This is a genomic window from Streptomyces sp. CBMA291 (genome assembly GCF_014596525.1).
Classification (GTDB): Bacteria; Actinomycetota; Actinomycetes; order Streptomycetales; family Streptomycetaceae; genus Streptomyces.
This window is the reverse complement of record NZ_MSJP01000062.1, coordinates 1-8,049: the sequence shown is the minus strand read 5'-3', so window position 1 is coordinate 8,049 and position 8,049 is coordinate 1. Positions and strand designations below refer to the sequence as shown.

Here is an 8,049-nt window from a genome sequence, read left to right as displayed (position 1 = left end):
GGCGGAGTCGTGACGGCCGCCGCCGCGCGGGCCTACCGTCCGGCGCTCCGGCCCGGCGTCCTGCTGAGCGCGCCGCTGCTGCGCGGGCCCCGTACCGTGCACCTCGTCCGGCACCCCGTCACCGGAGCCGCGTTCGAGGTCGGCGTCAAGGAGCACTTCCTGATGGCGCGCCTGGACGGGACGCGGAACCTCGACGACCTCGCGCCCGCGTACGCGGACCGGTTCGGCCGACGGCTCGGCGAGGAGAACTGGAACCGGCTGCTCGGCCTCCTCGGCACCCGGGGCCTGCTCGCCGGGGCGCCCGACCCGGTGGCGCCCGAGACCGCGCCGAAGCGCCCCAACTCGCTGTGGCGCGGCACCCGGCCGATGGTCGCGGACGCCGACGCGACCACGGCGCGGCTCCACCGCGCCCTGCGCCCGCTGCTCCGGCCCGCCGTCCAGTACCCGCTGCTCGCCGCCGTCCTCGCGCTCCTCGCGGTGCTCGCCGTACGGGCACCGGCGCTGTTCGGCGACGCGGCGGAACTGGCCGGGCAGCCGGTCGTCTTCCTGGGCATCGCGCTGTTCCTGTGGCTGAGCATCACCCTGCACGAACTGGCGCACGGGGTGGCCGCCCAGCACCACGGGGGTCATGTCGCCGAGATCGGGCTGCGCTGGCGGTTCCCGGCCGCGCTGCTCTACTGCACGGTCGACAACTACCTGTTCCTGCCGGGCCGACGGGCCAAACTGGTCATCGCGGGGGCGGGCGCGCAGCTCAACATGGTGCTTCTGCTGCCCTTCGGGGTCTGGTGGCTGCTACTGCCCGCCGGGGCCCCCGAGCGCCCCGCCCTCGCCGGTCTGCTGCTGCTCGGCACCGTACAGGCGCTGAGCAACCTCGTACCGCTGCCGCCGCTCGACGGCTACCGGATGCTCGGGCACGCCCTGGGCACCGCCCATCTGGCCCCCGAGACCCGGGCCTATCTGCGGGTGCGCCGGGGCGGCCGGGACTCGCCCGCGCTCGCCGCCTACCCGGCGCGGGCCCGGCGGATCTACACGGCGTACGCGATCGGGGCGCCGCTCCTGCTGCTCCTGGCGGCGGCGGGCACCGCCGTCTTCGTCCTCGCCCTGCTCGGCTGACCGGCCGCGCACGCTCCACCCGCTTCCCGACCGGCACGATCCACGCACCACACGAGTGAGGTACAGGCCATGTCAACCACATCCGCGGCGGGCGGTCCGCCGACCGCCGCCGTCCAGGTCAAGGGCGTCTCCAAGCGGTACGGGGACCGGCAGGCGGTGGACGACGTCACCCTGGAGATCCACCGGGGCGAGTTCTTCGGTCTGCTGGGCCCCAACGGTGCGGGCAAGTCCACCCTGATCGAGATCATGGAAGGGCTGCGCCGGGCCGACACGGGCACGGTCGCCCTCTTCGGGACGTCGCCGTGGCCGCGCGACACGGCGCTGTTGCCCCGGATCGGCGTCCAGACGCAGAGTTCGGCGTTCTTCGTCCGGCAGACCGCCCACGAGCACCTGCGGACGGTCGCCGCGCTCTACGGCGCGCCCCGGAGCGCCGTGGACGCCACGCTCGCCTCGGTGGGCCTCACCGAACAGCGTGACGTCCAGGTGGAGAACCTCTCCGGGGGCCAGCGGCAGCGGCTCGCCATCGCCTCCGCCCTCGTCCACGGGCCCGAGCTGATCTTCCTGGACGAGCCGACCGCCGCGCTCGACCCGCAGGCCCGGCGCGCCCTGTGGGAGGTGCTGCGGGGGCTGAAGGCGGAGGGCCGCACGATCGTCCACACCACCCATCACCTCGACGAGGCCGAGGCGCTCTGCGACCGGATCGCGATCCTGGTGGACGGCCGGATCGCGGTGACCGACTCGCCGCACAACCTGGTCGGCGCCTCCCGCGCGCCGAGCCGTCTGATGCTGCCGCTCGGGCGGCTCGACGAGACGCGGGCGGCGGCCATCGAGGGCGTCGAACGGGTCAGCGTCGAGGGCGGCTCCCTCGTCCTGGAGACCCACGCGGCCGGCCGGGTCCTCGCCGCCGTCGACCGGCTCGCCGGGCTCGACGGCGTCCAGACCAGGACCGCGAGCCTGGAGGACGTCTACCTCGATCTGACCGCCCGGCTCGCCGGTTCCGGACGGTCCTCCCACCCGCACGCCGAGACCACGGAGCCGTGACCATGAGCGCCTACGCCGCACTGACCGGGGCGGGCTACCGGGCCCAGGTCCGGGACAAGACCACCCTCTTCTTCACCTTCGCCTTCCCGCTGCTCTTCCTCGTCGTCTTCGGGCTGATCTTCCGGGGCCAGGCCGTGGAGGAGAGCGGACTGACCTATCTGTCGTACACGGCGGCCGGAGTGCTGTCCTGGGGCGTGGCGAACGCCGCCGTGTTCGGCATCTCGTTCACCCTCATGCAGTGGCGCACCGACGACATCCTGCGCCTCATCCGGATGTCCCCGGCGCCGCTCTCGGCGGTCATCGGCTCCCGGTACGTCATCGCCCTGGTGGTGGGCGCCGTGCAGTCGGTGCTGTTCGTGGGGGTGGCGATGCTGCCGCTGTTCGGCCTCGAACCGGCCTCCGGCTGGCCGCTGCTGATCCCCGTGCTGGTCCTCGGCATCACGACCTTCCTCCTCCTCGGGGTGATCATCGGCTCCTTCGCGAACACCCCGGAGTCCGTCGCCGCCGTCGCCAACTTCCTGATGCTGCCGATGGCGTTCCTCTCCGGCTCCTTCTTCCCGCTCGACTCCATGCCGTCCTGGCTCCAGAAGGTCTCCCTGGTGATGCCGCTGCGCTATCTCAACGACGCCGTGTCCCACGCGCTCACCGGACGGGGCGACCTCTCCGACGTCTGGGTGGGCTGCGCCGGGCTCCTCGTGTTCGCCCTGCTCTTCGGCGCGGTCGCGGTGAAGACCTTCCGCTGGACGAGGTCGTCGTGAGCACCGCCACGCGGCCGAAGCCGCTGCCGCTGCCCATGGACGAGGCGCGGGCCGCCCTGCGCGCCGTGCTCGCCGGGCGCCTGGGCCGGGACCTCCCCGTCGTCCCGGTCGGCGCCACCGACGCCGGAACGCCCCTCGGCGGCCCCGGAGCCCCCGACCCGTGGGCCGCGACACGCGCCGGGGCCCGGGTCCACCTCACCGCCTCCGCCGTCCTCGTCGGGCCCTGGGGCGGCGACGGCACCGCGCCCGCCTGCGGACGCTGTCTCGCGCTGCGCTGGCAGCGGCTGCGCAGCCGCAGCGAGCGGGACGCCCTGGAGACCGGCGGCCCGGAAGGCCCCCGTCCGGCGGGCGCCTGGCCGGTCCTCACCGACCATGTGTACGACGCTGTCGCGGCGCTCTGTGCGGCTCTGCTCGACGGGCCCGGGGCCGAACCGGGCGCCGCCGAACCGGCCGACCGGGCGCTGCCCCAGGTCACCCGGGTCGATCTGGCGACGCTCGCGGTCCGCACGTATCCGCTGCTCGCCGACCCGCTCTGCCCCGACTGCGCCCCCGGGCCCGCACCGGCCGGGCCCCGGTCCCTGGACCTCGTCGAGCGGCCGAAGCCCGACCCGGGCACCTACCGGCTGCGGCCCGCCTCCGCGTATCCGTTGCCCCGCGAGGCGCTCGCCAACCCGGTGTGCGGGGCACTCGGCGGCGGCACGTGGATCAGCGTCACCTCGCCGACGACGGCGCCGGTCGCCGGGAGCGTCTTCGTGCGCGGGTACGCCGGTCTCAACGACGTCACCTGGAGCGGCCAGGAGAACACCTTCTCCACCAGCCGCACCCTGGCCTTCCTCGAAGGGCTCGAACGGTACGCGGGCACCCACCGGCGCGGCCCCCGCACCCCCGTGACCGGCTCCTGGAACGAACTGCGGGCCGACGCCGTCGACCCGGCGCTCTGCGGCTTCTACGCCCCCGAGACCTACCGCGACGACCCGCTGGTCGATCCCTTCGACCCGGACCGGGCCATCCCCTGGGAGTGGGGCTGGTCGCTGCGCGACTCCCGCCCGGTGCTCGTCCCGTCCCGGCTCGTCTACTACAGCGCCGGGCTCGCCGCCGACAACTTCGTCTTCGAGTGCTCCAACGGCTGCGCCATCGGCGGCAGTCTCGAAGAGGCGGTCCTCGGCGGGCTCCTCGAACTCGTCGAGCGGGACGCCTTCCTCAACGCCTGGTACGGCGACGCCCGGCTCACCGAGATCGACCTGGCCACCGTCGGCGGCCGGGCGTCCGCCGCCATGGCCGCCCGCGCCGCGCTCCAGGGCTACGACGTGCACGTCCTGGACAACCGCATCGACCTGCCGGTGCCCGTGGTCACGGCGCTCGCCGTGCGCCGGGACGGCGGCCCCGGCACCCTGTCCTTCGCGGCGGCGGCCTCGCTCGACCCGCGCGCGGCGGTCGAGGGCGCCCTTTCGGAGGTCCTCACCTACATTCCGCACCTCTCGCGGCAGACCGAGGAGCGCCGCCCCGAACTGGAGGCCATGGCCGACGACTTCCACCGGGTGCGTCACCTCAAGGACCACGCCCAGCTGTACGGTCTGCCGCGCATGGCGGAGCACGCCCGGGGCTATCTGGAGCCGCTCGCGGTACGCCCCTTCGACGAGGTGCACCGGGAGTGGGAGGCGACCGGCCGGCCCCGCACGGGCGATCTCCGGGACGACGTACGGGCCGTGACGGAACTGCTCTCGGCGGCGGGGCACGATGTGATCGTCGTCGACCAGACCACTCCCGAGCAGGAGCGGATGGGGCTGCGCACGGTCGCCACCCTCGTCCCGGGGCTGCTGCCGATCGACTTCGGCTGGAACCGGCAGCGGGCGCTGTACATGCCCCGGCTGCGCACCGCGCTGCGCCGGGGCGGGCACCGGGCCACGGACCTGTCCGACGAGGAGATCCGGAGGGTCCCGCACCCGTTCCCGTAACCCTCCGGGGAAACGGGACACGCCCGGTGACCGGAGGACCGGTCACCGGGCGCGCGTCCGGCCGTGGGCCGGGCGTCCTGGCTCGCTCAGGCGGAGCAGGAGGTGGTGCTGGTGGTGGAGCTGCAGGTCGAGGTGGAGCTGGTGCTCGTGGAACCGGCGAGGACGACCTCGCTGGCGTCCGAGTAGTCGGAGATCTCGAAGGTCTCGGCCTCCAGCTCCAGGATCTCGTCGGCGAGGGTGCTCAGGTCCTTGTTCATGGCGCCTCCTGTGACCACGGCCCCGTGCCGGGACCGACCGGGGTGACGTCGTCCATTCCACCGCCGCCCGCTCACCGCTCGGCACGTCTTCCGCACGCACTTCGCTGGCACGCGACGCCAGCGGTCCGCGCCCGACCCCCTGGAGCCCCGTGAACCCCGGCGACACCACGCGCACCGAGACCGAGACGGCGAGCCCCGATGCCATGGGCCCCGGTACCGCGAGCGGCCCCGGCACCACGGCCACCGGGGGCGCCGCGCCCGGTGCTCTCCCCGAAGCCGTCCGGGTGGCGCTCGCCCCCGCCCGGGAGGCACTGCGCCCCGCGCTCCTGCTCTATCTGGACGTGCACCGCGCCCCGGAGCTTTCCGGCGCCGAGAGCCGTACGGCCGGGCTGTTCGCCGACCGGCTCGCCGCCCTCGGTCTCGACGTCACCCGGGGCGTCGGCGGCCACGGCGTGGTCGGGGTGCTGCGCAACGGCGAGGGGCCCCGCGTCTGTCTGCGGGCCGAACTCGACGCCCTCCCGCTGACCGAGCGGACCGGGCTGCCGTACGCGAGCGGGAACGGGGCCATGCACGCCTGCGGGCACGATCTGCACCTCGCCGCCGCCACCGGCGCCGCCGAACTGCTCGTACAGGCCGCCGCGCACTGGCGGGGCACCCTCGTGGTGCTCGGCCAGCCCGCCGAGGAGACCCTGACGGGGGCCCGCGCGATGCTGGCGGACGGGCTGTACGAGCGGTTCGGCCGGCCGGACGTCGTCCTCGCCCAGCACGCGGCGCCGCTGCCCGCCGGCACGGTCGCGCACGGCACCCCGCACGCCCCGATGACCTCGGCGAGCCTCGCGCTCGACGTGGTGGTGCACGGACGGGGCGGGCACGCGGGCACCCCGCATCTGACCGTGGATCCGGTGGTGACGGCGGCGTCCCTGATCACCCGTCTCCAGACGGTCGTCTCCCGCGAGAGCGCGCCGGGCGAACAGGTCGTCCTCACCGTCGGCACCCTGCGGGCGGGCACGGCGGTGAACGTGGTCCCGGACACGGCCGAACTCGGCATCGGCCTGCGGGCCCTGACGGACGCCTCCCTCGACCGGGCGGCCGAGGCCGTGGAGCGGATCGTACGGGCCGAGTGCGCCGCCTCCGCCTGCCCGCGCGAGCCCACGATCCGGCAGGTGTCGCGCGCCCCCGCGCTCCGGGTCGACCCGGCGGCGACGGAGTCGGTACGGGCCGCCCACACCGCCCTGTTCGGCGCGGCGCGCGTGCACGACTGGCCGCCGTCCCCCGCCTCGGAGGACTTCCCGCTCTACGGCGGGGCGGACGGCCCGGAGGGGGTGCCGCTCGTCTACTGGATGACCGGCACGGCGGGAGCCGGTCAGTGGGCCGCCGCCGCGGGTCGCCTCCCGCCCAACCACTCGCCCCTCTTCGCCCCCGAGGTGCGGGCCGCCCTGCCGCCCGCGATCGACGCCCTGACGGTCGCGGCCCTGGACCGACTGGCCCCCGCCGGGCGGCGGGACGCCCACCCGTAGAACGGCGACACCCCTGCCGACGGCGGCGCACGGCCCGTCGAGGGCGTCCACGGGAAGCCGTACGCCCGGGGTGTCGCCGACCCCGGACTCCCCCTGCCACCCCGGGAAACGCTCCCGTAGGCTTCGCCCGAAGTAACGCGGTCGTGTGTGTGGGGGGCGGGGCGATGACAGCCGGTACGGAACGGACGGCGGGCTCGGCGAAGGCGGAGGGCTCGGCGGGGCGTTGGGGTTCCGCCCTGGACTCGGTCGTGGTGTACGCGCAGGGCGCGCTCTGCCGCAGGCTGGCCCGGGGCGTCGTGCCGCCCGACGGGCGGGTGCGGGTGACCGGGCTGCCCCGGGCCCTCGACCCCGGATCGCTGCGGGCCCGGGTCCTGGGCGCCCCCGGTGCCCGGGTGGCCGAGGCGCGGGTGGAGATCGAGGCCGTGCCCCGCACCTCGGCGTCCGACGCGTCCGACGCGTCCGAAGCCTCCGCCGCGTTTGACGCTTCCGACGCGCTGCGGCGGGAAGTGGACCGGCTCCGTGACGCGTTCGAGGCGGCGGAGGGCCGCCGGGACCGGCAGCGATCGCTGATCGCCGAGGTCGAGGCGCTGCGCCCGGTGCCCCCGGGCCGCAAGCGCGAGGACCCCCGGCACCGCCCCGCCCCGGTCGAGTCCTGGCTGGAACTCGTCGACTTCGTCGACGAGCGGCTCACCGGGCTGCACGCCCGCCTCGCCGTGCTCGACGAGGAGCTGCTGCGCGCCGAGCGGGACCTCTTCGCGGCGGCCGACCGTCTCGACCGCTCCTCCACCGACGCGTCGTCACCGCACGTGGACACCGCGGTCTGCGCGCTCCTCACCCTCGTCGGCACGGACGGCGCCCCGGCGGAGCTTGAGATCGAGGTCGAGTACGGGGTGCCGGGCGCCCGCTGGGTGCCCGCGTACCGTCTCGACCACCGGCAGGGCGAGGAGACCGGCCGCCTTGTGCTGCGCGCCTCCGTCGCCCAGCGCACCGGCGAGGACTGGACCGGGGTCCGGCTCGCCCTGGCCACCGCCGACCCGCACCGCCGCACGGAGCAGCCGAAGCTCCGCTCGATCAGGATCGGCCGCCGCCAGGAGCCTCCCGCCCCGTCAGGCTGGCGCGAGCCCCCCGCGGGCCTCGCCGACCTGTTCACCGGCTACGACGCGATGGGACCCCACCCCCGGGCGGGCACCCCCGTGGGCCCCGGCCCCGCCCCCGGACTCGTGGGCGCCCCCACCGGCTACGAGCCCTCCCCCGGCGCCTATGATCCCGCCCCCGCCTCCTACGGCTTCGCGCCCGAGCCCTCGGCCGGACCCGGCGACCGGCAGGAGGGCTCGGCCGAGTACGGCGGCCGGCAGGAGGCCCCGGTCCCGCCACCGGCTCCCGCCGGCCCCGCGCGCTCGCGGTCGGC

Annotated in this window: 7 protein-coding genes; 6 read left to right on the top strand and 1 reads right to left on the bottom strand. The window is 75.6% G+C overall.

Annotation, left to right across the window (positions count from 1 at the left end; translation table 11 throughout):
* Positions 1–9: 9 nt before the first annotated feature.
* The 4 genes from BU197_RS16235 (at position 10) to BU197_RS16220 (ending at position 4,867) form a co-directional block, all read left to right on the top strand.
* Positions 10–1,113, top strand: a complete 1,104-nt coding sequence (locus BU197_RS16235) for a metalloprotease (RefSeq protein ID WP_188268039.1) — start codon at positions 10–12, stop codon at positions 1,111–1,113.
* A gap of 69 nt (positions 1,114–1,182) precedes the next feature.
* Complete coding sequence (locus BU197_RS16230; RefSeq protein WP_188268038.1) at positions 1,183–2,154, top strand: ABC transporter ATP-binding protein; 972 nt, start codon at positions 1,183–1,185, stop codon at positions 2,152–2,154.
* Positions 2,155–2,156: 2 nt separating this feature from the next.
* On the top strand, positions 2,157–2,912 hold the full coding sequence (locus tag BU197_RS16225; RefSeq protein ID WP_188268037.1) for an ABC transporter permease: 756 nt from the start codon (positions 2,157–2,159) through the stop codon (positions 2,910–2,912).
* Between the two features lie 35 nt (positions 2,913–2,947).
* Positions 2,948–4,867 (top strand): TOMM precursor leader peptide-binding protein, encoded by a 1,920-nt coding sequence (locus tag BU197_RS16220; RefSeq protein WP_188269011.1) that lies wholly within the window; start codon positions 2,948–2,950, stop codon positions 4,865–4,867.
* 86 nt (positions 4,868–4,953) lie between these two features.
* Here BU197_RS16220 and BU197_RS16215 read toward each other — a convergent pair whose 3' ends face one another.
* Positions 4,954–5,124, bottom strand: a complete 171-nt coding sequence (locus tag BU197_RS16215; protein WP_030757923.1) for a thiazolylpeptide-type bacteriocin — start codon at positions 5,122–5,124, stop codon at positions 4,954–4,956.
* Positions 5,125–5,273: 149 nt separating this feature from the next.
* Between BU197_RS16215 and BU197_RS16210 the strand changes: the two genes are divergently transcribed.
* Positions 5,274–6,641: an amidohydrolase gene (locus BU197_RS16210; RefSeq protein WP_317452154.1), complete on the top strand. Its 1,368-nt coding sequence runs from the start codon at positions 5,274–5,276 to the stop codon at positions 6,639–6,641.
* Between the two features lie 164 nt (positions 6,642–6,805).
* The coding region (locus BU197_RS16205; RefSeq protein WP_188269009.1) for a DUF4139 domain-containing protein at positions 6,806–8,049 on the top strand (1,244 nt) is incomplete at its 3' end.

Bases quoted from the DNA above. Each gene is read 5' to 3' on its own strand.
- BU197_RS16225 (WP_188268037.1), top strand. From the start codon at position 2,157: ATGAGCGCCTACGCCGCACTGACCGGGGCGGGCTACCGGGCCCAGGTC.
- BU197_RS16230 (WP_188268038.1), top strand. From the start codon at position 1,183: ATGTCAACCACATCCGCGGCGGGCGGTCCGCCGACCGCCGCCGTCCAG.
- BU197_RS16220 (WP_188269011.1), top strand. From the start codon at position 2,948: ATGGACGAGGCGCGGGCCGCCCTGCGCGCCGTGCTCGCCGGGCGCCTG.
- BU197_RS16215 (WP_030757923.1), bottom strand. From the start codon at position 5,124: ATGAACAAGGACCTGAGCACCCTCGCCGACGAGATCCTGGAGCTGGAG.